Below are 23,958 nucleotides of genomic sequence, written 5' to 3' on the forward strand. Positions count from 1 at the left end.
TCACCCCGAGCTTGATCCAGAGCTTCCAATGCCGCCCTTAGACCCACTGGTAAAACTGGAGGAGCCGGTACTCACTCCAGAGGAACTGCTTTTGTACCTTTTGCTTCCATTGGAATAGTAGGTGGATGAACTCCCCCCGGATCCACCGCCGCCATCGTCACAATATCCATCATTGTCCTGATCGTAGCAATCGTCATCATAGTCAGACGAACAACCGGTGACCGTCAATGTGGCAGCCACGAACAGCCCCACCATCTTGGCCGTCTTGGTTAGTGCCATTTTTCTTCCCCCTACACTGGCCGCGCGTAGTACACATACACGCGCCTGTCTTCATCGACTTCAGCAGATGTTTTCTCCCACTCGCGCCCATCCAGCAGCAGATAATCGCTTTGCAGATACAGCAAGGCGTCGTCATCGTCCTTGAAGTAGTACGTATGCACAAGCGGGTAGGTCATGGTCCCGTCCTTGTACTCCCGCAGTTCCATCTGGATACTGCCCCAACGCGTAGAAGCGGTGTGGGAGTAGTCGATTGCCTGCTCATCCGTTGAGCGCTTCACGTAGATCACGTAGCAGCCAGGCTCGACCGCGCAGGACGTCTTTTCATAGACGACATGTCCTTTCACGAGATAATCGCAGGCAAATCGCAGGGAGACCTCATCTTTGTCAATTCGGTCGTAGTAAAAAAGGACCGGATAGCCGTTTTTTTCGTCTAGCCACCGGTATTCCAATCGTGCCATTCACTCCACCTCAACTTCCCATCATACAGACTATCAATTTATACGCAAAAGGGAAATAATGGTTTCTCGAATAGGAACAAAAAACGGCAGTCCAGCAAACGGATTGCTGCTGCCGGGGGCTTTACGCTTCCTGAATCAAATCGCGAACCGTCTCATGCAAATGCCCGTTGCTCGCAAGCAGCGAACGGAAGGACTCCTGGTGGAACGGCTCGTGCTTGTACGGCTCGCCCTGCCAGTCTGTGATGGTCGCACCGGCTTCCTTTGCAATGACGATTCCTGCTGCCACATCCATGATGCCCGAGCGCTGCATGACGATGTAGTCCAGCCAGCCGTTCGCGAGCAGGCACCAGTCGAGAGCCGGTGCCACGTTCCGCAGCAGACGCTTGGTATGGATCATAAAGGGCTTGGTAAAATCCAGCTCCTGTTCTTTTGTCACCGTATTTCTCCCGCGGATATAGGTGCCCACTGCCCGGGTCAGATCGGTGCGGTCATTAATGGAGATGCGCTTGCCGTTCAAATAGGCGCCCTTCCCTTTTTCTGCCCAAAACATTTGGCCTGCTACCGGATTGTACACGACCCCGAGCACCAGCTCTCCCTTGTGCTGAAGGGCAATAGAAATAGAAAAGTAAGGAAATCCAATGAAATAGTTATTCGTCCCATCCAGCGGATCGACTATCCACATATATTCCTCTTCTCGGGACACCATCCCCACTTCTTCGGAGTAAATGGTATGAGTCGGGAAATGGCGGTGGATCACCTCGATGATCCGTCGCTCGCTTTCCTTGTCTTCTGGCAATTTCACGTCATTGTGCAGTTCTTCGTCCGGCACGAGCTGCTCCAGGAATCGTTCTCTCAAATACGCTCCCGCTACGCTTGCAGCCTCTTTTGCGATCTCCAGCATCGTCTTCCATCTCCTTCATTTCTCTGATGTACCATTGATTTCACTTGCACTCTTGTCTGCACCCTGCCTATGATAGAGAGACACCCGATCCGACTATTGAGACAGGAGGGGAAAAATGAACAGCGACTTTATTCGTCTAAAGAATATGGAAGGCGAATTGAAATTCACCCAGATGAACCATAGTCTCGGTTGCTCAGTCACAAGCAAGGAGCTGGTATTCTTCAAGCCGCACATGACATACCACCTGTTCTTGCACGACATCGTCAGCATGGTCCCGGTCAAGCTGGACACAGCTCCCGTATCCTTTCGATATCAAAGCGAAACGATCCATTCGACCTTTGGCTCCGATTATTACAAGCTGTCAGTGAAGTGGGCACGCATCGTTTCCCGTTCCGGGATCGTCGAGAGGGAGAACATGGAGTTCATCGTGCCACTCTCTTCCAAAGTGCTGTCGTACATCTCTCAATACAGCGGGCTTGTTTCCATTAAATGAGCGGGCCCGCACACATCGAAAAACCTCTGATCACGCATGCCGTGCCAAGAGGTTTTTCCTTTTCACCGCTTGCGCACAATAAACGTCCCTGTTCCATGGGCAATCCGTTTGTTCCGATCGTCGTAGACGCTGCTCTCCATCACGACCAGCGTCTGTCCGCGGTGGAGGAAAGTCGCCTCCGCTCGCAGCGTTTCCCCTCTGCCTGGGCGCAAGTAGTTGATCTTCAGCTCCGTCGTCACCGCATATTCTTCGGGCGGGAGCGAACGGTTAATCAGCGAGCCCATCACCGAATCGATGAGTGTTGCCAAAATGCCGCCGTGAACAGCCCCTCCGGAATTGTGCATGAACACGGTGAGGGGAATTTCAAAGCGATAGGTGCGTTCATCGACGAACTCCCCTTGCAAGCCCAGAAAACCCGACAGAAAGGCGCTTTTCCGCTCCCGGCGCTGGCGAATGGACGAAAGGGCAAGCTGCAGGATTTGCTGCTCCTCTTCACTGCCTTCCTCGCAAATGTTTTTTAATTCCTCTATCATTTTGTTCACTCCAACGTAAAAATTTTCGATTCCTCTATTGTAGCCCAAACGAGTTGGAAATTCTATTCTGCCCGTGATTATCACGGTCGTGAGCGGTGTTGCCCGCGGGCAACTCTGAACGAATGTTCAGACTTTTACGGTTGTTTCTATTAATAAAAAAGTGATAAGATAGTTCAAAACCAAAAGACAGGCATCATCTATATGGAAGGGAGATTTTTCAATTGGCCAGACAACGCAGTGATATGATCAAAAAAGGTTTCGACCGAGCGCCACACCGCAGCTTGCTGCGCGCAGCCGGCGTAAAAGACGAGGATTTCGATAAACCGTTTATTGCGATCTGCAACTCCTACATTGACATCATTCCGGGTCACGTGCACTTGCAAGAATTCGGAAAAATCGTAAAAGAAGCGGTTCGTGCAGCAGGCATGGTGCCGTTTGAATTCAATACAATCGGCGTAGATGACGGAATCGCGATGGGCCACATCGGGATGCGCTACTCCCTCCCCAGCCGCGAAATCATCGCGGACAGCTTGGAAACCGTAGTAGCCGCCCACTGGTTCGACGGGATGATCTGTATCCCGAACTGTGACAAAATCACGCCTGGCATGATCATGGGTGCCCTGCGCGTCAACATTCCGACCGTATTCGTCACCGGCGGCCCGATGAAAGCAGGCAAAACCAGCGACGGTCGTTCCATCTCCCTGTCCTCTGTATTCGAAGGGGTAGGCGCGCACCAAGCAGGTCTGATCGACGACAAGCAGCTGCAAGAGCTGGAGCAATACGGCTGTCCGACTTGCGGTTCCTGTTCCGGCATGTTCACCGCCAACTCGATGAACTGCCTCCTGGAAGCCATCGGTCTGGCCCTCCCAGGCAACGGTACGGTTCTCGCCGTTTCCCCAGAGCGCAAAGAACTGGTGAAATCCTCTGCTGAAAAATTGAAGCATCTGATCGAGCAAGACATCAAGCCTCGCGACATCGTGACTCTCGAAGCGATCGACGACGCATTCGCTCTGGACATGGCGATGGGCGGTTCTACCAATACCGTTCTCCATACACTGGCGATCGCTCAAGAAGCCGGCTTTGAATATCCAATCGAACGCATCAACGAAGTAGCAAAACGCGTTCCTCATATTTGCAAGCTGGCTCCATCCTCTGACTACCACATCGAGGATTGCCATGAAGCAGGCGGCGTTTCTGCCGTACTGAAGGAAATCTCCCGCAAACCCGGTGCGATCCACCCTGATCGCATCACCGTAACCGGTAAAACCTTGGCAGAAAATATCGCGGAGGCAGAAATCAAAGACGACAAAGTCATCCGTCGTCTGGAAAACCCATACAGCGAATCTGGCGGACTGTCTGTTCTGTTCGGCAACCTGGCTGAGAAAGGCTCCATCATCAAAACCGGTGGCGTCGATCCTTCCATCAAACGCCATGAAGGTCCAGCGATCTGCTTCGATTCTCAGGAAGAAGCCCTGGAAGGCATCGCTTCCGGTAAAATCAAACCGGGCCATGTCGTGGTCATCCGCTACGAAGGACCAAAAGGCGGTCCAGGTATGCCGGAAATGCTGGCTCCTACCTCGCAGATCGTGGGTATGGGACTCGGTAAGGAAGTTGCCCTCGTCACAGACGGACGCTTCTCCGGTGCATCCCGCGGAATCAGTATCGGTCACGTGTCCCCTGAAGCTGCGGAAGGCGGCCCGATCGCTTTCGTGCAGGACGGAGACATCATCTCGATCGACCTCGAAGAGCGTTCGATCCAGCTGCATGTAGACGATGCGGAATTGGCTCGCCGTGCAGAAGGCTGGCAGGAATTTGAACCGAAAGTGAAAACCGGTTACCTGGCTCGCTACTCCAAAATGGTTACCAATGCGAGCAACGGCGCTGTGTTGAAAATCTAATAGAAGAGAGCATATCCTCTCTAGCAAACGAACCCCCTTACGCACTGTAAGGGGGTTTTGCCGTCCGACTGTTTCGTTACATCGCCAGGATCCTACACCTGCGAGACATAGCACGATCTAAAGCCTCAGGGAAGGTCTACGCGTGCAGATTGAAATGACAGCCGTTTTGTAAGGAAGGATAAAAAATGCACCCCCTGAAGTTCATCGGTGAACCACGGGGTTTTCCAATGTCTACTTTAAGGGGTGCACATCAAAATGCCGCGACTCGATTTAACATGCTTTTCTTGTTTCGATGAATCAATGTGATGGCCATATAAAAAAAGAAATATGTAGGCAGTAGAATGGCTAAGAAATCCATAAAAAGATCGTTCATGCGCACGTACCCTATCGTGTTCCCTATTGAATTGATCCAGGTCAAAATTCACCAAAATCTACATCTATTATAGCTTGTATTAGCAATGATTTACCTGGATAAAATCCCCAACGAGATTCATCATTCCACTTGCCATTTAGGAGACGTTCCTGTAACTTTCTCACAAAAAAAGGAAGCTCCCTTTCTATCAACCGGGAACTTCCTAGGATTTACAAGATTTACTTTCTTCCCCTTCGCAACTAATGCGAAAGAAATACGTATAAGTAAGTAGAGAGCCAGACGAGATGGTTACAACATGCGGCGTGCGGAAACGAAGCGTTTTTCCCAGGACGTCCCTTTAAACGCCGAATACGTCACACCCGGTTTCCCGTACGTATGAAGAATCCTATTGTTTCCTGCATAAATGGCTACGTGCGTGATCCGCTTGTTGGTCGTGGTCTTGCTCGCTTTAAAGAAAATCAAATCTCCCTTTTTCAAATTACTCTTGGAGACACTGATACCTTTTTTCGCTTGATCGCGGGATGTGCGCGGCAAGGATTTGCCTACCGCCACTTTGAATACACGTTGGGTAAAGGAAGAGCAATCAAATACTCTTGTCGTACTGCTGCTCGCCCCAAATTTATAAGGTGTGCCTAAGTATTTATTCCCAGTGCTGATGACTTTGTCAGCTTTGGCTTGCGTCCAAGCTGCGTGTGCCACATTTTGTTCTCCTGGAAGCGGAGCTGCGATGGCTGTGAATCCGATTGCGAGACCCATCATTACCCCGATTAATCCTTTATGTAGTTTCATGCTGTTCATCCTCCCTTTTGATCGTGTAGGAATGTTCTGAATTTTTCATCTCATTCCGTTACGCATAAAAGCTTCTGCGAAATCGTACTTACTTCTTTTTCGATGACTTCGAGATGGGGCTTTTGATATGCAAAGTTTGGCTGACCTCTCACTTGTTCTCTACTTTACCATTGCTCTGGACTCTATTAAATTCCCAAATTATTACCAAATCCCGCAACCACTTCTGGATAACTTTTCCCCTTGACGCCTTCACGCCTGATTTTACGGGCATTCCTCAAATTTTCAGTTAATTTTCTTGCCAAGATGTTCCTCTCAAATCCCCCAATTTTAACCACCCGTTTTTTGTTCCCCTCCGCATTACATGCGACTTATGTCCTAGTTTCTTTTACATAAACTCCCTATTCCCTCTGCAAATTCTCTCATCTGACTCGTTTCTAGCGACTCTCTCTTTCTACGTGCTTGCAACCTCGCGAGAGTCATCGTAAAGTAGATAGGAGTTCGTTCGTTTAAAGGAGGCACATATGCGACTGCGCAACATCCCAGGTGCCGAATCGGCCCTGCGCGAATATCCCACGTTCGTGGACAACCCTGTATCCTTCAAGGGAAGATGGAGAGAGAAGTTCGGGAACGACAATCCGATCCACGTAGAGATTGGCTGTGGAAAAGGACGTTTCATTAATACACTGGCAGAGCGCCACCCTGATGTGAACTTCATTGCGGTGGAGCTGAAAGCGGAGGTCGTTCTGCGTGCTGTCCAGCGCACCGAGTACCGCGAGATTCCCAATCTGGCGTTCGTCCAGTTCAATGCTGCGGTATTGACAGACTTGTTCGCCGATCATGAAATTTCCCGCCTGTATCTCAATTTCAGCGATCCGTGGCCAAAGTCTCGCCATGCTAAACGCCGCCTGACTTACTCCAGCTTCTTGAATACGTATCGTCAGGTCCTGAAGTCAGATGGAGAGATCCACATGAAGACAGACAATGAAAAGCTGTTCGAGTTTTCCCTCAATCAGTTTGCCAGTGAGCGTTTTCAGATGCACAACATCACGTTTGACCTGCATCAGTCCAAGCTCGCTGCAGACAACGTCATGACTGAGTACGAAGAGCGTTTCTCTTCACGCGGTCAGCGAATTTATCGGGTGGAAGCAAGCTGCAGCTTTTCCTGAGCCACTTAAAAAGGAAGCCCGGCCTCGTCGCCGGACTTCCTTTTTTTAGTAATACCGTTATCCTTTTGCTTTGCTATCTCTGCGATAGACCCTCTCCGGGCGTCCAACCACCCCGTAGGACAGATCGGCACTTGCTTCGCCCATCGCAACCAAGTACTCCAGGTAACGCCTTGCCGTGGATCGGCTAATTCCCGTTTCCTTGCTCACTTGATCCGTCGTGGCTTCTTCTGTTTGCTGCAGATAGGCAGTGATCTTCTCCAATGTAATCCGGTCGATGCCTTTTACCGGTCTGTTCTCTTTGGCGCCCTTCAAGCCCGATCCATGAATCAGCTGATCGATTTCCTCCTGATTGATCGACTCCCCCTCTTTTTTCAGTGCGTACACCTTTTTTCGGAAGTCCTGATAACTGCGCAGCGTTTGCTGCAGCCGGGAAAAAATAAGGGGCTTGGTGATGAAATCAAAGACGCCATAGCGAATGGCATCAACGACAGCATCCACCTCCTTGGCAGCGGTCAGCATGATCACATCGCTAGTCGGGTGCTGATCTTTGATGTAAGTAAGAAATTCGAGTCCGTTCATATCCGGAAAGTACACATCCAGCAAAACGAGCTCGGGCTGCAAAAGCTCCAGCTGATCCTTTGCTTCTTCCTGATTGGCCGCGATTCCAACCACTTCAAAGCCGTTCACCTTTTCCACAAAGCGCCGGTTTACCTCTGCAATCCTCAGATCATCTTCTATAATAAGCACACGAATGTGGCCTCCTTCATCGCTCACGTGATTCATTGTATCGATCCTCCCCCTCCTTCACCGATTCCTCCCCTTGCGGAAGCATGACGGTAAAGATCGTACCGCCCTGGGGATTTCCCGCGTGCGAAATGGTTCCATGCAGCTGCTCCACAGCCTCTTTTACCAAATAAAGACCATAGCCGTGATTTTGCAATTGCTTAGTGGAAAACCCGCGCTCGTACACCCGCTGCGCAAGCTCTTCCGGGATCCCGGGTCCGCGGTCCTCCACCTCCACGAGCAGTAGCTCGTCCATCTGTCCCAGATAAATGGAAATTTCTTTGGCAATGGCTCCAGGTGCGCTGACTGCATCCATCGCGTTATCAATCAGATTCCCCAGGATCACGATCAGAAGAGATCGGTCAATCGCAGCGGAAAGATCGCGAAAATGACTGTCCGGATCAATGGTGAGCGCAATTTTTCTCTCATTGGCCTGATTCACTTTTCCAAGCAGCAGTCCCCCAATCAGTGGGTCAGGGACCATGCGCATGATCATCTGCGCATTGCTGACATGGACGTTGACTTCAGCAGAGATGAAATCCACCGCTTCCTGATACGATTCCAGCTGGATCAAGGCGGATATCAAGTGCAGCTTGTTGGAATATTCATGGGTCTGAGAACGAAGCGCCTCCGCGTATTCTTTGACCCGCGAGAGCTCCTGCGTCACGCGAAACAGCTCCGATCGGTCGCGAAAGCTCGCCACGGCACCCGTGACCCGGCGATCTTTACCCATGATTGGGACACGGTTTACGACCAGAGCCTTCCCACCGACAAACGTCTCTTGGTCAAACTCCGCCTTTCCCGTTTCCATGACTTCCTTCAGCCGCAGAGAGCGCAGCCACTCTGTATGCTCGCCGTCCGACAGATTCTGCTTGCCGGTTAGTCCGAGCAAGCTCATCGCTGTCGGGTTGGCCATCGTGATCACACCATCTGTCCCCACCGCGACGATCCCTTCCCGAATGGATTCCAGCACGGCATGGTTTTCCTGGTACATGCGACCGATCTGGACCGGTTCCAGTCCGAAAATGGACTCCTTCACATTCCGAGCAATCAGCAGGGTCCCGATGATCCCTACCACGAGGATTCCAGCCCCGATCAACACGATGCGATCGCGGTACAGCTCGATCGTCTCCTGAATATCCTCCAGCAAAAACCCTACGGAAACTACGCCAATCACGTTTCCGGCGTCATCTCGGATCGGGGTCTTGCCGCGAAGGCCGGGGCCCAGTGAACCGACTGTCTCTGAAATGATCGATTGACCGGCGAATACCGCTTCATTATCGCCACCGACCATCGGTTTTCCGATCTGTTCCGGGTCGGGGTGAGAATAGCGAATCCCTTGGCGATTTCCCACTGTGATAAATGCAGCCCGCGTCTCCAATCGGATGGGTTCCACCAATGGATTGATCGTATGGGCTGGGTCTGGCTCCGAAAAAGCTTTTTTGATCTCCGGCATCCGTGCGATCGTCTTCGCCGTATTGAGCGCCCTCGTTCCAATTTCCTTGCGCAGGGCGCCGTCCAGCATCTGTTCAAACGATACCCCGAGCAGCACGATCACCCCGAGCAAGAGCGATCCCATCATCATCAGCAGCTTTGTGTGAAACCGCACGGCCTTCCCTCCTCTTCTCCATTGTAGCCAAGCAAGGGATGATATTTCCACTTTCCTCCCTGCAACAAAAAGAGGCCTCAATCGGCCTCTTTCTCCAGAACACAGGAAGGATAGGATTACAACGTGATGACTCCCGTCAAGATGGCAATGACGATCATGACGATCGACGTCCCGAACGCCCATTTCAAAATGAAGCGCTGTGATTCACCGTAATCCACACCGACCATCCCGATCAGCAAATATTGTGCTGCAAACAAAGGGCTGAGCACGTGCAGCGGCTGACCCAGAATCGACGCCCGACCGATTTCCACAGGATCCACGCCATAAGCAGATGCCGCATTGGCGAGGATGGGAACGACACCGAAGTAATACGCGTCATTGGACATGAAGTACGTGAATGGCATGCTGGTCAGCGCGACAAGCACAGGCATGTGCGAACCGAGTGCATCGGGAATCAAGGAAACGATGGTATTCGACATCGCATCGATCATTTTGGTTTCTGTCAATATCCCAGTGAAAATACCCGCTGCGAACACCATGGATACGGTCGCCAAGGCATTCCCGGCGTGCGCCGAAATCCGCTCCTTTTGCTCCTCCATCTTGGGATAATTGACCAGCAGAGCCACGGCAAAAGCGAGCATGAACAAGATCGGCAACGGCAGAATGCTCATCACCAGACAAACCATCAGGACAACGGTCAAGAGCAGGTTAAACCAGAGCAATCGCGGGCGCTTCAGCGGATCGGCCGCTGCCGCTATTTCCCCTGCGGCGTGGCCAACCTGAAAATCCTGCCCCAAATCGATGATCCCGAGACGTTTTCGCTCCCGTTTGCCCAAGATGTAAGCAACGAAAATCACCCAGGCAAGTCCACCGATCATCGCCGGTACGACCGGTGTGAACAGCTGCGAGGCATCCAGATTCAAAACACTCATCGCGCGGGCAGTCGGACCGCCCCACGGCGCCATGTTCATGACCCCCAGCGCGAGCGTCGGAACAACGGCCAAAATCATCGGCTTTATCCCCAGCCGCTGATAGAGCGGCAGCATGGCGGAAACCGTAATCATGTAGGTGGTGGTTCCGTCTCCGTCCAATGCCACCAGGCTGGACAGGATAGCGGTTCCGACGATGACCTTCAGCGGATCGCCTTTGACTATTTTTAATATTTTGCCAACCAATGGTTCAAACAATCCGGCATCCATCATGATTCCGAAGTACAGGATGGCAAAGAGCAGCATGATCCCCGTAGGTGCAATCTGCTTGATACCGGTCAGCATCATATCTCCGATGTTTGCCCCGAAGCCGCCAATAAGCGCAAAGATGACTGGTACGACGATTAAGGCCACCAGAGCGGACAGCCGTTTGGACATAATCAGGTACATAAACAGTGCGACCATTAAAAATCCGAGCCATGACAGCATGATCAGTTCCCCCTTGGAAGAATACGCTTTCAAAACGTATGCGTTTTCATACGAATGCGCTTTCATCAATGTGCTGTCATTATAACAATGTTCAGTCAACCGGAATAGAAAATGGCCATAAACGACATTAGCCGCTTTATCGCTATTAACGTCATAAAAATCACGGGCGCATTTTGGCCAGTTTCAGACTGTAATGCTGGATAGGAAAAAGGAGAAAATGCTCCAGAGAAAAAAACGAAAAGCCGGACCCATTGATCCAGCTTCTCAAAGACCGAGAACGAAATTTCTGATTCGATTCTCTTTTTCATTTACACATCTCGTTTCTTGAACAACCGCAACGCCATCCATAGAGCCGCTGCGCCGTACAGGATCGTATAGATCAGCATGGCATCGCTCGGTGCGGAGGCACTTCCAAAAAAGCCTTGCGAAGCGAACGAAAGGGGATCGTCTGCCGTATCGAACAGGGAGATCGTCGTTTTGCGGAACAGCGAATCCGTCGGAAACAACAGACTGGAAACGATCCCGATGTTGACCAGGGAGGTCTCGCCTACCACCGTCCCTAGCTGCTCAATGAATCCGCCGATAAAGCTGATCCCGTACAGAATGATGAGGATAATCCCGCCTGTGACGGTCGTCGTGATACTGCTGAGCAAGAGGGATACGCAGACGAGAATGATCGGCATCAGCACAAAAAAGCCGAGCGCTGAAAAGACCTGCCCCATGCTGACATGCACCGCCAGGGCACCACCACCCACAAACTGATTGATCGATAGCAAGCCGACAAACATCAGGATCGCATAGAGGACAAGCATACTCGCCAGCCCACCAAACTTGCCGAGCAGATACTTGCTGCGCGGCAGTGAACGAGCCAGCCACGTATCGATCTGATGACTCTCCACTTCGGAAGCGATACTGCCGACGCTGCTCAAGATCGCAAGCAGGGCGGTAATGAAGGAGCCAAGGTACAGTCCCATTCCCAACAGCTGGGTCGAGAAAAAGCCTTGCTCTATGACCCCGTTCCCTCCCGAGTCGAACATCTCGTTGATTTCCCTGGACGCATACCAGGTCGCGACGCCGAACAACAGCAAAAAGGCGAGGGACATCAGGAGCGTGATCGTAAAAATTCGCTTCGAGATCATTTCCCTATACGTGATTTTCATGATGGGCCACATTCGCTTCCCCCTCCTTTTTCTGTACCCAGTACAAAAATACTTCTTCCAATGATTGCTGCTTCCGGACCACTTCATGGACAGCGGCTCCCCGAGCCATCAAAGTCTGCAAGAGAGCCGGCACGCGTCCCTCCTGATCCAGCGTGACCAGCCAGCGTTCCTGATCCGCATCCCGGCGCATGAGTTCGGTTCCTACTGCGAATGCAGGGAGGTCTTCGGCAAACCTCTGCCCTTTTATTTCCACGCTTATTTCCACCTGCGGCAATACCGCGCTGAGCTTGCGCCATTCTCCATGGACCACCAGCTCTCCCCGATGGATGATGCCTACGTAATCGCAGACAGACTCCATTTCGCTCAATAGGTGGCTGTTGAGGAAGATCGTCTTGCCTTGATCCCGCAAATCGGCAATCAGCTCCCGCACTTCCTTTCGTCCGATCGGATCCAGAGCAGACGTAGGCTCATCCAAAAAGATCAGTTCAGGATCGGACAGCAAGGCACAGGCGAGGCCGATTCGCTGCTGCATCCCTTTGGAAAATCCCCGGATTCTCTCTTTTTCTCTGCCCGACATCCCGACGCGAGCGACGACATCCCGAATGACCGTCTTTCGTTCTGCACGGGGCAAGCCGCACAGCTCTGCGTGATGCTCGAGCAGCTGGGTTCCCGTCAGCCAATCCGGATAGCGAAACAGCTCCGGCAAGTAGCCGACCTTTTGCCGTGATTCCTCGCTCCCAATCGGGTGGCCAAGCATGACTGCCTTTCCACCGGTAGGGTGCAAGAGGCCCAGCATGGTCCGGACGAACGTGCTCTTTCCTGCTCCATTTTGTCCCAGGAATCCAAATACAGAGCCTCGCGGGACTTGTAGGGTAATGTTTTTGCAGCCTGCCTTGCCGTCGTATTGCTTGGTCAAGTCCCAGGTCTCGATTACGTAATCTGCCATCGGTCGGCTGGCCTCCTTTTCTCTCCCGAAACGGTATAAAGCAGAGCATCCCCAAAAAGGGAGCTCTGCTGATCCATTCTATCTGGTTTTTACAGCTTCTTGGCAATGGCGAGCAGCTCATCGCCATTGATCTTGTCATAGCTCTCCAGCATGTGGATGTGGCCATCCTGCTGCCAGATGATTTGGCTGCTGTGCTCGTTGGTGATCAGCACTGCATCGCCGCCGTTTACTTTCACATCTTTCATTTTGCTGTTCTTGTCAGTCATGTATGGCATCGGGAGTGTGTGCTGCCAATCCTTGATGCTGAGCATTTGCTTTTTCACATTGTCTGGAATGAACGGCAGAGCCAGCATGGTGTTGCGCAGCTGCTCAAGGTCCACTCCTTCTGGCGCTTTCAGCTCTGGTGCATCGACAACCAGGTAATTCAGGCTGTTTTCACCGGTTCGCAGCCAGATGTTTTTCGAGCTCGGTACTTGCAGCGAAAAGCGTTTGCCGCTCAGCTTTTCATCGAATTGCTGATCCACCTGCATCTGTGTCAGCAGCTTGTTCGCCTTCTCTACGTTGATCTCCAGCTGCAGGGTAAAGGCAGGACTGACGTCTACGCTCTCGAAGTCCAACTCTTTTGGCAGAGCAGGCAGCTTCACGCCAGCTTTTTCTGCTGCCTCGCGACTGTTGTAGCTGCGGTGTTCCTTGACTTTTTGCCCTGACTCGTCAATCCACAGCTTGCCGATCCCTTTCAGCTCCATCTCACCTGCACGGCCACTGGACATCCAGGCTTCGACTTCCCTCAGATCTTCCGGCGTTACCTTGACGAATTCGACTTTATCCATGCGGAAAATGGAAAGGAAATCGTTTGCGGCTGCTTGCACTTGAGGGAAGGAGAGCGATACGACCAGCACGGCCGCTGCCGAAGCTCCCACCACCCAATTTTTCGTCTTCTTATTCATGTCCTTCCAGCTCCTTTTTCTTACCTGATTTCGTGTCACAAGCGGCGTGGATCCACCTGTTCCTTCACTCTGTCCAATCTTGCGGGAGAAAGCTTGCCAGGCTGCCTCCGTATCGACTTTGATCTTGTCTGCCGGACGAAACAGCTCCTTCTCCAATGTGTTCGCCGTCCAGGCCTCCAGCGCAAACAGCTCCTCCAGCTTCAGGCGACACGGGGCACACTCCTTCACATGCTCACGGAACTTTTCGCTTTCCTCGGCACTGCACTCTCCATCCAGATACGCTTGAATCAAGCCGGCATCTGCACATCTCATCCTTCTTCCCCCCTCATCCGCGCATACAAGCTGCGAAATTTGGTCTTGGCCCGCGCGAGCAGCGTCCCGACCGAGCCTACTTCCGTCCCCGTGGCTTTTGCCAGCTCCCCATACGCAAATCCCGAGTATTTCATCAGAAGCAAGGTCCGCTCTCGTTCATCCAGCTTGGCGAGCACATCGCGCACGTCCTCGATCGCTTCCTTTTCCAGCCACATGTCTTCGGAAGAGGGAGCGACCAGCTCTTTATCGGCTGCTTCCTTCTCCTGCCTGTTTTGCCTGCGCTTTTCCGAACGCAGGTGATTGTAGGCGGCATAGACGGACGCTCGGGATAACCACGCCGGAATATTTTCGATCACGCTACGATCCGTATGGTAGAACGATAAAAACACATCCTGGGCGATATCCTCAGCGGTTTGCTGCTCTTTGACGATCCTCATGATCTGTCGCACGACGAAGGGATAATACGTCGTAAACAAGTCACGAAAGGAATCCGTTTCATCCTGGACAAGTATGGAATTCATCGCCAGTTTTGCTTGCACCTCCACTGTTCTCCCTCCATCCTGGTGGCGCCTCGTTTCGTCGCGACCGCGAGGAGCCACATGCCGGTCTCTTCGGGTCCTTTCGCTTCGTTCATCTGATAGAAACCGCCGATCCATGTTTTGTGACAGGGAAAACAAAAAAAATTTCATTTAGTCGATCCAGTAACGCTCCCCATTCTCCAAGAAACGGCTGCGGGAAATTGCTCGCGCAACAAACGGATCGTTCGCAGGTAAACCATCTTTTTTTCCTCCGAGCTCACTATTTTCTCCTCTGCGTCCGATACATCCTAATAGGGGGGAGTATCGTGGACAAGGTTTCCTTTCTGCAGGAAAAAAGCACATTCCATATGAAACATCCAGATCAGAGTGATCTTTCTTTTTACCGCTGGTTTACCGTGCAGCATCCCGATGAGGCCATCGGCTGGTATCATCTCGGGCGAGAACGAGCAGCGCACGGAGACCGCGAGCAGGCTCTTGCTGCCTTTCGGAAAGCCTTGCACACAAAGCCTGGCCCCTACTACAACGAGGCCAGAGAAGCGTACCAGGAATTGCTGCGCGAGCGAAAACAGGAAGAGTGGCGAAAACGGGCCAGACTCCTCTTTGCCTCACTGCTCTTTCTCTATGTTCAGTTCGCGTTTTCACCTGGCCCTTTGACTGAGCCACCGAGGTCCTCGACAGCTGCTGCCCTGCAACCGTCTCCAGCCAAGGCGCCTTTTTTGCCGCATGTAGAAGTCATCGCCGTGCCAGCGAATCTGAGTGCAGCTCAGCGGGAGGTTCAGGTGCGGAGGTATGCGGAAAGCCGCCGCCCTTCTCTTGCGCAACCGTACACGGTCATCGCGGTTCCAGAAGTGGCGGGAGCACCGCTCTACACGCCCTTGCTCTTTTACCAGCCAAAAAGCGTGCTCGGCGTGATGCGCTATCATCCACTCAACCGAACGGTCATTCAGCAAAAATGGTTCGATCGTCCGGGTACCTATGATCAGGATCAAATGCTTCGACAAGCACGTGCTGCATTGACAAAGGAACAGCTGGTCCTAGAGCACGTCCTGACCTTGCGCAATGCACTGTATCGCTATTATCAACAAAAAGGAAGCCTGCCCGCAGGCCTGTCCCATCTGGCCGGTGCGTATCCGGGCAATTATCTGCCTCAGATTCCCGTACCGCCGCCGGGACTGGGCATCCTAGCTTATTCTTATCGCCCTGATTTATTTTCTCCAGAGTCTGCCTGGGAGAGCATGCGTGACGTCCTGCCGCTGCCGGGCTATCCTGAGCCGCTCATCCCGCTTGAACCTTTGCAAATTCATTTGTCGGAGTCGACCCATACCCTGCGGCTCGTCAGCGGCACACAGGTGATTCGCAGCTATCCGGTCGGGATCGGGAAAAACGGTTCCACACCCGAGGGGTATTTCACCATCCTGCAAAAGATCAACCATCCGCGCGGGCACGACAATATTTACGGAACCAGGGGAATGGTTTTTCAAAGCAGCGGCTATGCCATCCACGGCACCAATCATCCGGAGAGCATCGGGACTTCCGTCTCCCTCGGCTGCATCCGCATGCTCAACGCGGCAGTCGAAGAGCTGTACTCCTTCGTCTCTCTCGGAACAGAGGTCATCCTCTCCGATTCTCAGGCACCCGTCTACCCTTGGAGCAACCCTTCGCCGTTTGTTCTCGAGGCACGGCCAGAGGAAGAGACACCGCAGGTCATCTATCAATGGCTGCACTGAGGCTGCATGATAGTAGAAAAGACGAATAACCCGCTCAAAATGTTACGATCCATTCTTTGCTAGCCCAGTCAAAATACCTGCTAAAAAGCGCGCTCCCGATGGGAACGCGCTTTACTTTGCTTCATTTATTGTTCTTCCAATTGGCTGATCTTTTCTTCTTGTTCTTCTTCCGGGTTCCAATGATCGAGCACTTTGCCTTGGAGCACTTTACCCTTGATGAATTCAACTTGCTGCTCGGTAAAATCCTGTGCCCACTCGATCTCCAATTCCTCAGCCAGTCTCACGACGGTCAGCAGTTCTGACCAAGCGACATAGCGTTTGTACCAGAAAAACTGAGGCTGCTCATTCATGTATGGGTAGAGATCATCAAAATCGGTGTGTTTACAGTCGAGAGCTCGCTCAAAATTCACTTTGGTTTGGCGCAACTGATCTTTAAAGAATGTGGGTAAATCCTTTTGTGCGTAGTCAGACATGGACTGTCCCCCCTGTCTCCCGATTTATTGGTATTGTACCACGCGAAAGAAGATGTGCAAATAGGTGAAACTGTTTGAGTTGTTCATCTTATTCCAGTCATTAGCCATTGGTACCATTTGAATCTGGATTTTGGCCTCCCTGATCGGCTGGTGGCGGAGGCAATTCAATGCCTTGCGATGGCGTTCCAGACTGTCCTTGGCCAGGATTTACGATATCTGGCGGCGGAGAAGGTGAGTCGCCAGGATTCGAATGGTTCCCTGAATTTCCCTGATCCTGCCCGTTTTGGTAGCCGTTATCACCATTCCCTGAATCGGAAGGCTGCCCCTCGGAGTTTTCATCTCCATGATCAGAAGGATTGCTGCCGTCCGTGCTATGGTCGGCATTCTCGCCCGCGTTTAGCAGGTTCTCCAGTTGCGTGCTGTTGATTTCCACCACCTTGGACGGCGCCTCTTCCTGACCTTCTGCATTGCGGGGGACGACCATGTATTTGTAAGGTGTCGTACTATCCAGTTCATCGACAAACACCATTTCTTTCAGACCGGAAGCAATCTGCTGCCGCTCTCCGTTTGGCAGGATGCGGTACACATCATAGGTGTAATCCGGGGATCCTCCGATCCAGCTCAGGACCGCCTTCAGCTTGCCGTTGTCGAGTGTCATGTCTGCTGCCAGCTGAATGGGAGATTCCGTTGTTTCCTCCGGTTTCTCCTCCTCTTGCACTCCGCCCGGTTTGACGAAGTCGCCGGATTTTACGCCTTTGAGACCGTCCGCCAGTACTTTGGAGAACATCTGCGCCGTCAAGCTGCTGCCTTGGCGCATCAAGTGCTGTTTGTCCTCAGGGTCAAAGCCCATCCAGACCGCACCGACGTACTCCGGTGTGTAGCCAACGAACCAGGCGTCTTTGTTGACATCGCTGCCGCCTACAATCGACTGGGTCGTACCCGTTTTCCCTGCTACATGACGCCCAGAGATTCGCGCTGCCTTACCGGTACCCTCCTGAACGGCACGCTCCAGCATGGAGTGAACTTCCCAAGCAGATTCCGGCTTCAGCACTTGCGTTTGTTTCACCTCATAGACGCGATCGATTCCCACGCTTTTATTGGTGAGTTTCGTGATCGAGTGCGCCTCCGACATCAAGCCGCCATTCGGGAATGCCGTGTAGGCCTGCGCCATTTTCAGTGGAGATGTCCCTTTGCTGAGTCCGCCCAGCGCGATAGCCAGGTTGCGGTCCTCTGGCGCGAGATCGATGCCGAATTTGTTCAAGTAATCCAATCCCGTTTTGACTCCGATTTCGTTCAGCAGCCAAACCGCCGGGACGTTGAGTGAGTCGATCAACGCACGGTTCATGCTGACAGAATCACTGTATCGGTTGTTGTAGTTGCGCGGCTCATAGCCATTAAAGCTTTGTCGCTTGTTGCTCAGGGACGAGTTGGATCCCCACTTGCTGTCGTAATCGATAGCCGGCGCATACACCGCCAGGGGCTTAAACGACGACCCCGGCTGACGCTGCATGTCAGTCGCGTAATTGAAGCCTTTCGCCGCGTAATTGCGACCTCCGATCATGCCCGCAATTCCGCCGTTTTTGGCGTCAACGACGATCATTGCAGATTCCACGCCTCTTTTTGCTCCGTCTTTGGGGAAGTTTTTCGCGTTGGCGTATTGCTCGACCATCGCGTCTTGCAATTGCGGATCAAATGTCGTGTGGACTTCCCAGCCGCCGCGGTACAGCTCTTCCTCTGTCACGCCGTAGCGCGCTTCCGCTTCATCCACCATGTGGTCGAAGAAGGCGCGGTAGCCTTTTTTCAGGCTGGCACCCGCGGTTTCTGTCGGTTCTGTCGGCAGGGGCTTAGCTTGCTCCTGTTCCTTTTGCTCCTTCGTGAGGATCCCTTCCTCCATCATCAGACGAAGGATCGTGTCTCTCCGCTCTTTTGCCCGATCAGGATAGTTGAACGGGCTATAATAGGTCGGCGACTTCGGAATCGCTGCCAGCGTCGCCGCATCCGCTGCAGTAAAATTCGGATCGCTAACGGACTTGCCAAGGTAATAATTGGCTGCGTCCTCGACACCGAACTCCCCTTCACCCAAGTACACGCGATTCAAGTACATCTCGAGGATCTGATCTTTGGAGTATCTGCGTTCGAGACCGATAGCAATACTCATCTCTTTTGTTTTTCTCCAAAAGGTTTGATCCATCGTGAGGAATACGGTTCTGGCCAACTGCTGAGTGATGGTACTTCCGCCTTCAGCCAACGATCCTTTTTTGATGTCATTAATGATGGCGCCACCAATCCGGATCATATCTATGCCTTTGTGTTCGTAGAAGCGTTGGTCTTCGACAGTAAGGAAGGCGTTGATCAACACTTTCGGCATTTCATTGATCGGCTTGTAATGACGGTTTTTTTCACGAATGAGACTCGTCATCTCATTCCCGTTTTTGTCGTATATGACCGTTGGTTCTGCTTTCAGATCCTTCAGTTTCTGTTCATTTTCGGTAATCATCCGATCTCCGGCGTAAAGAAGGGCAAAATACCCACCAATGACGCTGAGAATCAGGAAGATTGCGAACGATACGGCAATCATCAGCAAGCTGTTCTTTTTCTTCCTGACTTTCTTCTTGGCCTTTGTTGCCATTGCTTACCTCCTGGTTTTCTCTCTCCCCCACATCTTATAGACGGATGCATTTTAAAAAAGTTTCTGGGTTTTGGCACGTGTCTATCATTCCACACTCGCCCTGGTTTGACAAGCGATTAGACCAGCAAAGCAACAGCTGAACGGCAAGTTGACTAGCCTCCCCGGCTGCCAATGGTACCTATAGTACCATCCTTTGGGTGATTTGTGGCTTCATAGTACTGGAAAAAGCCTATCCCCGTTCATGGGAGATAGGCCTTTTCTTCTATAGAAGCGTATTACTTAAGCAGCTCTTCTGCCTGCGCGACGACGTTTTCAACAGTAAATCCGTATTCTTTCATGATGCGTTCGCCAGGTGCGGATGCGCCGAACTGGTTGATGGCAATCACTTTGCCGCCATCTCCCGCGTAGCGCTCCCAGCCCATCGGAGAACCCATTTCTACCGCGACACGTGCTTTCACGCCGGACGGAATGACAGACTCGCGATATTCCTGGGATTGACGCTCAAACAGATTCCAGCTCGGCATGGAAACGACGCGCGCTTCGATGCCTTTGGACAGAAGCTGTTCACGCGCTTGCATCACCAGGGATACCTCGGAGCCTGTTGCGATCAGGATCAATTGCGGTTTGCCGCTTGGAGCATCGGCCAACACGTACGCACCTTTGGTTACGCCTTCTGCCGCTTTTTCCATCGTTTCCGGCAGGACGGGCAGGTTTTGACGGGTCAGCACGAGCACAACCGGCTCATCTGTACGGGATACCGCATATTTCCACGCTTCGTTCGTTTCAACTGCATCGGCTGGGCGCAGGATGGTCAGGCCTGGCATCGCACGCAGAGAAGCCAGCTGCTCGATCGGCTCATGCGTAGGTCCATCCTCACCGACTGCGATGGAGTCATGCGTGAAGACATACACGACTGGTTGCTTCATTAAAGCGGACAGACGAATGGCTGGACGTACGTAGTCGGAGAACACGAAGAAGGTTCCGCCGTATACTTTTACGCCGCCATGCAAAGCCATCCCGTTCAGAGCTGCGCCCATCGCGAACTCACGAACACCAAACCAGATATTGCGGCCATCATAGCTGCCCGGGAGGAAATTGCCCGCCTCTTTGATCACGGTGTTGTTGGAGTGAGCCAGGTCAGCGGATCCCCCGAGGAAGTACGGAACGGTTTTCGCAAGCGCATTGATCGCATTACCGGAAGCCACGCGCGTAGCCAGCTTCGCACCTGCTTCATATGCCGGCATGCTGCTGTCCCACCCGCTTGGCAGCTGTCCTTCTGCCGCTGTCTGGAACTGCTCCGCCAGCTCGGGATAGGCTTTTGCGTATGCAGCAAAGAGGTCGCCCCACGCCGCTTCGGCTTTTTCGCCCTGGTCAGCCAGGCTTGCGTACAGCTCGGCCACTTCAGCCGGTACGTGGAATTCGTTTTCATGGGTCCACGCGTAGTTCTGTTTCGTCAGCTTCACTTCTTCTTTACCCAGCGGCGCTCCGTGAGAGGAACTGGAGCCGCCTTTGTTCGGGCTTCCGTAACCGATGACGGTTTTCACCTCGATCAGGGCTGGGCGATCCGTATCCTGTTTCGCCTCTTCGATCGCCTTTTCGATCGCAGCCAAGTCGTTTCCGTCTTCTACACGCAGGTATTGCCAGCCGTACGCTTGGTAGCGCTGAGCCACGTTTTCCGAGAAGGAACGGGAGAGCTCGCCGTCGAGAGAAATGTCATTGGAATCGTAGAGTACGATCATTTTACCCAATTTGAGATGTGCCGCCAGAGAGGAAGCCTCGCTGGATACACCCTCCATCAAATCACCATCACCGCAGATGACATAGGTGTAGTGGTTGACGATGTCAAAGCTGTCACGGTTGTATACAGCTGCCATATGCTTCTCTGCCATGGCCATCCCTACTGCCATCGCGATCCCTTGTCCCAAAGGACCCGTGGTCGCATCGACACCGGCCGTATGTCCGAATTCCGGATGGCCAGGCGTTTTGCTGCCCCATTGACGGAAATTATGTAAGTCTTCCAGTGAAACATCGTATTTCATCAAATGCAACATCGAGTATAATAGCATAGAGCCATGTCCAGCCGAGAGTACGAACCGGTCACGGTCTATCCATTTCGGGTTGCTTGGATTCACTTTCATAAAACGGCTCCACAGGACATGTGCCATCGGAGCAGCACCCATCGGCATTCCCGGATGGCCGGAATTAGCCCTTTCGATCGCATCAATAGCCAGTGTGCGAATGGTATTAATCGATAGTTGATCAACAGACGCTTGCTGAGTCATCTCGCAAAATCCTCCTTGCTTTTTTGAAAAAGCGATTTGTGATACGTGAGAACGGATTAAAACACACTGCCCAATTATAGCATAGTTCCCCATTACAAGCATGCCCTGCTCTTGAATTTAGGAGGTACCTCCCTATGTCATCTACCATGTATCTGATCATCGGAATTGTACTGGCTTTGGCTGGCTTCGGAATGCTTTTCGCCGCGATGTCCAGCTCGCCTATACTGAAGAAAAATCGCGAGCAACGGCGTAAGAAAGCTGCAGAAAACCATCGCCCCGACGAAGGGTAACAGAGCGGAGGATCCGATGAGAAAAAACTGGCATACCATGCCTGTCGCTGTACACCTATTCTTCATGAAAGGCGCGGAGATCCTGCTGCTGCGCCGCTACAACACTGGCTATGAGGACGGGAATTACAGCGTTCCGGCAGGTCACGTCGAAAGCGGCGAGGAAGTCTCAGCCGCTGCGATCCGAGAGGCGTACGAGGAATGCGGAATTGTGATCGATCCAAAGGACCTGCACGTCGTCGGTGTCATGCACCGCAAATCCGACGAAGAGCGTATAGATTTTTTCCTGAAAACGACGAGCTGGTGTGGAGATATCATCAATGCAGAGCCCCAGAAATGCGATGAACTGCGCTGGGCAGACATGGATAATCTGCCGGACAATGTCATCCCCTATGTGCGCAAAGCAATTGAGAATGCCCGAGACGGTCAATGGTTTGACAGCTTTGGATTTGAACCAGTCCCAGCTCCATCGCGTTAAACTTCGCGAAAAAAACAACCGTCCAGAGGCCTTGTTCCTCGAGACGGTTGTTTTTTGTTTATGAGTGAAACCAGTTCCTCGACCGACGAAGCTGTCGGAATGCCGCATAAGCCAATGCGATGAGGAACATCCCTGTCAACGCAATCTTACTGTAGCTGTACACGCCCGCCGCCAGCCATTCCATTTTGTCAGGAAACCAGTAGCCTGCTAAAAAGTAGTGAAGCGTCCATACAAAGCTGCTCGGCAAAATAACAAGCAAATAGTGATGAGGACGAAACCGGTATGCACCCGCCAAAAAAGGAGCCAGATACCGCACACCCGGAATGAAAAGACTCAGGCACAGCAGCCATCCCGCATGCTTGAATCCCTCCCTCCCCTTGTTCTTCCCAGTCAAAGTGCCACGGCGCTGCTGGACCCGAGAGACGATCACCGAGCCCAAAAGAGCACCTGCGCAGTAGCAAGTCGTCAAAACGATCAAGAGCGCCAGATGAACGGCCACAAAGGCAGTTCCTATGTAGACATCCGAATGCGCGGCCGAAGCCCCTGCGTTCATCACGACGATTTCATCCGGAATCAGCTTACTCGTCATTTCCTTTCCTATGCGGACGAATAACCCGAAGAAACTATGCAATTCCACGAATTATCCCTCCCTCGGTTTCTTCCTCTCTATGCTAACGAAGAAACCTTTCAAAAAGGGAGAGAAACGTTTAAGAATTCCTAAAGGATTTCTGAAAAATTTCTTACGAATAGGCTCTGTTCAATCAGGCACATCGATTTTACAAAACGTATGTTGAGTTTGACCCGCTCTATCATAATCCTCCTCGATTTGGGGATAATTGGGTGTATACCCCAATGCTAAGGCTCGAATAAACTGATTGCAGTAACCATGAACGACTAAAGACCACTGGGAGACTCTATGCTGGTAAACATTTTGTTCGGCTTCCTGATACCATGGTTTTTTGGCATTTGGTTGTTTTTCAAAAATCCCAAAGTCGTATTAACCATCGCCCCTTTTAGTTCAGCGATTTCATTCATTGTGAATATATGGGGGACATACTATAACTTCTGGCTGTTTACTCCTCTTTTAGAGCCGAAAACAGCTTCTATGCTTCCAGCAGATATAGGTCTCTTTCCGGTTGCAGCCTGCTTCAATATCCATTTCATTCAGAAAAAAAGCAGTAACCCTTTTTTACTGATTTTGATGTTTTCAATCGGACTCACTCTAATTGAAACAGGTTATTTCTACCTTGAAAAAGTGTCTTATTATAATGGGTGGAATTTTATCTGGACCTTTTTTTCCTATTTGACTCCCGCTTTACTTACATACGGCTTCTTCTACCTTTTAAAAACGAAGGGAGTTTTGGAGAAGTAATGTCCCAACATTTACCCATCACTCCGGCTTCTTTTCATCTAATACGTTTGTAAATACCCTTCGATTTTCCGCCTTCTTGCCCATGAATGCTTTCATTTCTTCACGC

Annotated in this window: 23 protein-coding genes; 7 read left to right on the forward strand and 16 right to left on the reverse strand. The window is 51.8% G+C overall.

The genetic code is table 11. The features are described 5' to 3' along the window. The 3 genes from JNE38_RS22340 to JNE38_RS22350 all read right to left on the reverse strand — a co-directional run bounded on the left by JNE38_RS22340 (position 1) and on the right by JNE38_RS22350 (position 1,638). Positions 1-279 (reverse strand): hypothetical protein, encoded by a 279-nt coding sequence (locus tag JNE38_RS22340; RefSeq protein WP_203353326.1) that lies wholly within the window; start codon positions 277-279, stop codon positions 1-3. Positions 280-290: 11 nt separating this feature from the next. After that, entirely contained in the window at positions 291-737 is a 447-nt protein-coding gene (locus tag JNE38_RS22345; RefSeq protein WP_203353327.1) for a hypothetical protein, read from the reverse strand. Between the two features lie 121 nt (positions 738-858). After that, the gene (locus tag JNE38_RS22350; protein ID WP_203353328.1) at positions 859-1,638 is read right to left on the reverse strand and encodes an inositol monophosphatase family protein; all 780 of its coding nucleotides are present in this window, start codon (positions 1,636-1,638) and stop codon (positions 859-861) included. A 115-nt stretch (positions 1,639-1,753) separates the two neighbouring features. Between JNE38_RS22350 and JNE38_RS22355 the strand changes: the two genes are divergently transcribed. Then, positions 1,754-2,131 carry a hypothetical protein gene (locus tag JNE38_RS22355; protein WP_203353329.1) on the forward strand — a complete coding sequence of 126 codons (378 nt, stop codon included), beginning with the start codon at positions 1,754-1,756 and terminating at the stop codon, positions 2,129-2,131. A gap of 62 nt (positions 2,132-2,193) precedes the next feature. Here the strand turns inward: JNE38_RS22355 and JNE38_RS22360 are convergent, their stop codons facing one another. Continuing rightward, complete coding sequence (locus JNE38_RS22360) at positions 2,194-2,664, reverse strand: PaaI family thioesterase (protein ID WP_203353330.1); 471 nt, start codon at positions 2,662-2,664, stop codon at positions 2,194-2,196. A 221-nt stretch (positions 2,665-2,885) separates the two neighbouring features. Here JNE38_RS22360 and ilvD point away from each other — a divergent pair, with 221 nt between their 5' ends. Then, on the forward strand, positions 2,886-4,562 hold the full coding sequence (gene ilvD / locus JNE38_RS22365) for a dihydroxy-acid dehydratase (RefSeq protein WP_203353331.1): 1,677 nt from the start codon (positions 2,886-2,888) through the stop codon (positions 4,560-4,562). Between the two features lie 661 nt (positions 4,563-5,223). Here the strand turns inward: ilvD and JNE38_RS22370 are convergent. Then, the gene (locus JNE38_RS22370; protein ID WP_203353332.1) at positions 5,224-5,724 is read right to left on the reverse strand and encodes a C40 family peptidase; all 501 of its coding nucleotides are present in this window, start codon (positions 5,722-5,724) and stop codon (positions 5,224-5,226) included. 521 nt (positions 5,725-6,245) lie between these two features. Between JNE38_RS22370 and trmB the strand changes: the two genes are divergently transcribed. Continuing rightward, positions 6,246-6,890 (forward strand): tRNA (guanosine(46)-N7)-methyltransferase TrmB, encoded by a 645-nt coding sequence (gene trmB / locus JNE38_RS22375; RefSeq protein ID WP_203353333.1) that lies wholly within the window; start codon positions 6,246-6,248, stop codon positions 6,888-6,890. A gap of 57 nt (positions 6,891-6,947) precedes the next feature. Here trmB and JNE38_RS22380 read toward each other — a convergent pair whose 3' ends face one another. The 7 genes from JNE38_RS22380 to JNE38_RS22410 all read right to left on the reverse strand — a co-directional run bounded on the left by JNE38_RS22380 (position 6,948) and on the right by JNE38_RS22410 (position 14,586). Then, the gene (locus tag JNE38_RS22380; RefSeq protein WP_203353334.1) at positions 6,948-7,673 is read right to left on the reverse strand and encodes a response regulator; all 726 of its coding nucleotides are present in this window, start codon (positions 7,671-7,673) and stop codon (positions 6,948-6,950) included. Then, the gene (locus tag JNE38_RS22385) at positions 7,654-9,282 is read right to left on the reverse strand and encodes an ATP-binding protein (RefSeq protein ID WP_238933421.1); all 1,629 of its coding nucleotides are present in this window, start codon (positions 9,280-9,282) and stop codon (positions 7,654-7,656) included. The genes JNE38_RS22380 and JNE38_RS22385 overlap by 20 nt, the downstream gene beginning before the upstream one ends. 116 nt (positions 9,283-9,398) lie before the next feature. Continuing rightward, a complete protein-coding gene (locus JNE38_RS22390) occupies positions 9,399-10,700 on the reverse strand; it encodes a CitMHS family transporter (protein WP_203353335.1) in 1,302 nt (433 codons plus the stop codon). A gap of 308 nt (positions 10,701-11,008) precedes the next feature. Further along, complete coding sequence (locus tag JNE38_RS22395) at positions 11,009-11,872, reverse strand: ABC transporter permease (RefSeq protein ID WP_203353336.1); 864 nt, start codon at positions 11,870-11,872, stop codon at positions 11,009-11,011. Continuing rightward, positions 11,844-12,806: an ABC transporter ATP-binding protein gene (locus JNE38_RS22400; protein ID WP_203353337.1), complete on the reverse strand. Its 963-nt coding sequence runs from the start codon at positions 12,804-12,806 to the stop codon at positions 11,844-11,846. The genes JNE38_RS22395 and JNE38_RS22400 overlap by 29 nt, the downstream gene beginning before the upstream one ends. An 89-nt stretch (positions 12,807-12,895) precedes the next feature. After that, positions 12,896-14,065 carry a zf-HC2 domain-containing protein gene (locus JNE38_RS22405; protein ID WP_203353338.1) on the reverse strand — a complete coding sequence of 390 codons (1,170 nt, stop codon included), beginning with the start codon at positions 14,063-14,065 and terminating at the stop codon, positions 12,896-12,898. After that, positions 14,062-14,586, reverse strand: a complete 525-nt coding sequence (locus JNE38_RS22410; RefSeq protein WP_203357692.1) for an RNA polymerase sigma factor SigX — start codon at positions 14,584-14,586, stop codon at positions 14,062-14,064. Before JNE38_RS22410 ends, JNE38_RS22405 begins: the two co-directional genes overlap by 4 nt. A 323-nt stretch (positions 14,587-14,909) precedes the next feature. Between JNE38_RS22410 and JNE38_RS22415 the strand changes: the two genes are divergently transcribed. Further along, complete coding sequence (locus JNE38_RS22415; protein ID WP_203353339.1) at positions 14,910-16,331, forward strand: L,D-transpeptidase; 1,422 nt, start codon at positions 14,910-14,912, stop codon at positions 16,329-16,331. A 125-nt stretch (positions 16,332-16,456) separates the two neighbouring features. Here the strand turns inward: JNE38_RS22415 and JNE38_RS22420 are convergent, their stop codons facing one another. From JNE38_RS22420 to tkt, 3 genes are all read right to left on the reverse strand, one after another. Further along, positions 16,457-16,804, reverse strand: coding sequence for a hypothetical protein (locus JNE38_RS22420; protein ID WP_203353340.1), 348 nt, complete (start codon positions 16,802-16,804; stop codon positions 16,457-16,459). 100 nt (positions 16,805-16,904) lie between these two features. Then, positions 16,905-19,433 carry a PBP1A family penicillin-binding protein gene (locus JNE38_RS22425; protein ID WP_203353341.1) on the reverse strand — a complete coding sequence of 843 codons (2,529 nt, stop codon included), beginning with the start codon at positions 19,431-19,433 and terminating at the stop codon, positions 16,905-16,907. 275 nt (positions 19,434-19,708) lie between these two features. Continuing rightward, positions 19,709-21,715, reverse strand: a complete 2,007-nt coding sequence (gene tkt / locus JNE38_RS22430) for a transketolase (RefSeq protein ID WP_203353342.1) — start codon at positions 21,713-21,715, stop codon at positions 19,709-19,711. A 134-nt stretch (positions 21,716-21,849) separates the two neighbouring features. Here tkt and JNE38_RS22435 point away from each other — a divergent pair, with 134 nt between their 5' ends. Continuing rightward, positions 21,850-22,005 (forward strand): hypothetical protein, encoded by a 156-nt coding sequence (locus JNE38_RS22435; protein WP_203353343.1) that lies wholly within the window; start codon positions 21,850-21,852, stop codon positions 22,003-22,005. 16 nt (positions 22,006-22,021) lie between these two features. After that, positions 22,022-22,480 (forward strand): NUDIX hydrolase, encoded by a 459-nt coding sequence (locus JNE38_RS22440; protein ID WP_203353344.1) that lies wholly within the window; start codon positions 22,022-22,024, stop codon positions 22,478-22,480. A gap of 58 nt (positions 22,481-22,538) precedes the next feature. On the opposite strand, the gene JNE38_RS22445 is transcribed toward JNE38_RS22440, so the two are convergent. Then, positions 22,539-23,117: a DedA family protein gene (locus JNE38_RS22445; RefSeq protein WP_203353345.1), complete on the reverse strand. Its 579-nt coding sequence runs from the start codon at positions 23,115-23,117 to the stop codon at positions 22,539-22,541. Between the two features lie 279 nt (positions 23,118-23,396). On the opposite strand from JNE38_RS22445, the gene JNE38_RS22450 reads away from it, so the two are divergent. Next, positions 23,397-23,852, forward strand: coding sequence for a CBO0543 family protein (locus JNE38_RS22450; protein WP_203353346.1), 456 nt, complete (start codon positions 23,397-23,399; stop codon positions 23,850-23,852). The last annotated feature ends 106 nt before the right edge of the window (positions 23,853-23,958 follow it).

It is taken from the genome of Brevibacillus choshinensis (assembly GCF_016811915.1).
Taxonomy (GTDB): domain Bacteria; phylum Bacillota; class Bacilli; order Brevibacillales; family Brevibacillaceae; genus Brevibacillus; species Brevibacillus choshinensis_A.